This is a genomic window from Aurantimicrobium sp. (genome assembly GCF_036667855.1).
In the GTDB taxonomy this organism is placed as follows: domain Bacteria; phylum Actinomycetota; class Actinomycetes; order Actinomycetales; family Microbacteriaceae; genus Aurantimicrobium.
This window is the reverse complement of record NZ_JAVWTF010000112.1, coordinates 1-1,623: the sequence shown is the minus strand read 5'-3', so window position 1 is coordinate 1,623 and position 1,623 is coordinate 1. Positions and strand designations below refer to the sequence as shown.

Genomic DNA, 1,623 nt, shown 5'->3' with positions numbered 1-1,623 from the left:
CTTGTGAGCACTCCGGCACTGAGCCAAACACCACTGGTCAATGCAGAAATCTCGGCACTGATTGCTCGCTGGATTCAATCACCAGCTTCACACCCGATTACCCACAACACAGCAGTCAGAATTGATGCTCTCAGTGGTGAGGAAGAAGAGGTTACTTTCGCCCTGCATCCTGATTGTGCATGCCAAGCTCTGCCACGAAACGTGAGCGTTCTCGGTTCGTCGCACGGCCAGTCCCCTGCTGCGCCCAGGACAAGGAGAGTTGCTTCCTCGCACGAGTGATCGCGACATAAAGCAGCCTGCGCTCTTCAGCTATTGCTTCCAGATTCTGGGCATAGCTAATCGGGAACAAGCCTTCACTGAGTCCAATGACGTGCACCGAATCCCACTCCAAACCTTTAGCAGAGTGAACTGATGCCAAGGTCACGGCATGCATGGTTGGCTCGTGGCGTGCCGCCTGACGAGCCAACAGTTCATCGGTAAAGGCACGGAAACTTGTTCCCTCGGGAGCTTCATCTGCCATCACCATGAGGGCATTCAATGCTTCCCACTTCGAGCGTGCTGCTCCGGTGGTCTGGGGAGCCTCCTGGCTCCACCCCACCGAGCGCAGCACATCGCTGACGGACTTGAACAGGGGTTCACCAGATACGGAAACCGAAGCTCCGCGCAGAGCCATAATGGCTTGCTTGACCTCGGGCAGGTCATAGAAGCGCTTTGCCCCATAAATCGTCGTGCTCACACCTAAATCAGAGAGCGCCTGCTCGAGAGCTACAGCCTGGACATTGATGCGATAAAGCACGGCAATGTCTTCTGGGAGCGTGCCTGCGGCTATTTCAGCCGCAATCTTGGTTGCCACAGCACGAGCCTCAGCGCCGTCATGCGGATACGCCGTAACCTGGGGTGCTGGACCTTCCGGTGTTGCTGCCGTCAGGGTTAGAGCACCTGGACGGTCACGCATTAGCGCGTTCGCGGCAGAAACAATCGGTGCCGTAGAACGATAGTTCGTCTCTAGCTTCACCACATGGGCATCGGGATAGGTCGAGCCAAATGAGAGTAGATAATCACTTGTTGCCCCGGTGAAGGAGTAAATAGTCTGACTCGCATCTCCCACCACACAGAGATCTCTGTGGTCACCTAACCACAGGTCGAGCAGATGGTGTTGCAGGGGCGAAACGTCCTGATATTCGTCAACAACGAAGAAGCGGTAACGCTCACGCACTTCCATCGCTGCAGCGGCTTCTGATTCCAGCAGACCAGCAGTGAGAAGCAGAACATCTTCCATGTCGATCTGACCACGGGCATCTTTGAGGTCCTCGTAGCCATTCATCACGGCCAGCACATCCGCAACAGCAAGGTTTCCCGGCATGGCCCTCGCATAGGCGCGCTTTTCATAGCTCGACAGGCTCAAATTGCTGGTCTTGCGCCATTCCACCTCAGAGGCGAGATCGCGCAGCGTGGCCGTGTCCAGCTTCAAACCCAGTTGCGAAGCAACCTCTGCGAGTGGCCTGGACTTGGATTCGAAAATCTTAGGAGTTTCTCCGCCGACAAACATCGGCCAAAAGTGACCTAATTGGCGAAGTGCTGCAGCGTGGAATGTTTGTGCCTGCACAGGACCTGCACCGAGAT

1 protein-coding gene is annotated in these 1,623 nt (G+C 55.8%); it reads right to left on the bottom strand.

Annotated features, from left to right (window positions below; genetic code table 11):
- Window positions 1-151: 151 nt before the first annotated feature.
- Window positions 152-1,623: ATP-dependent helicase (locus tag RR877_RS10550; protein ID WP_332628236.1), on the bottom strand; the 1,472-nt coding region annotated here is incomplete at its 5' end.